This is a genomic window from Roseixanthobacter psychrophilus, from assembly GCF_043195195.1.
Taxonomy (GTDB): Bacteria; Pseudomonadota; Alphaproteobacteria; order Rhizobiales; family Xanthobacteraceae; genus NCEH01.
The window spans coordinates 1-507 of the sequence record NZ_JBAFWT010000179.1 but is presented as its reverse complement, the minus strand read 5'-3'; the positions used below and the strand labels follow the sequence as shown (position 1 = coordinate 507).

Genomic DNA, 507 nt, shown 5'->3' with positions numbered 1-507 from the left:
GGGGCGGGCTTCAATCTGTTCCGGTTTCCCGACCATGGCGTTAGCTTACAGTGGGGTTGCTCCCCAGAAGGAGGGCGCCATGCAAATCAATCAAGAGAACCTGTCTCAGCGCGAGCCATGGAATGCGGGCCGAATCATCGGTGCAAAGCCTCCGCTGAAACCCAAGCACATTTGGGCGCTTCGCACCCGGTTGCAGATCGGCAATCGTGTGCGCGATCTCGCGATGTTCAATCTGGCAATCGACAGTAAGTTACGCGGTTGCGATCTGGTTGCGCTGAAAGTCGGAGATGTCTTCTCCGGTAGTGGCGTTCGCTCCAGGTCGGTCGTCATCCAGCACAAGACCGGGCAGCCCGTCCCCTTTGAGATCACCGAGCCGACCAAGGACGCACTTTGCGGCTTGGTTCGCGATCCGGGGCGCAAAGGGCAGCGATTGGCTTCGGCCGAGCCGCAGCCATAGTGGAAGGCACGTCACCACGAGGCAGTATGGGCGCCTCGTTGACCAATGGG

At 60.2% G+C, this 507-nt stretch carries 1 pseudogene; it reads left to right on the top strand.

What is annotated here, in order from left to right:
• Positions 1-79: 79 nt before the first annotated feature.
• Positions 80-507, top strand: a pseudogene (locus tag V5F77_RS29100) (integrase); the annotation flags it as partial.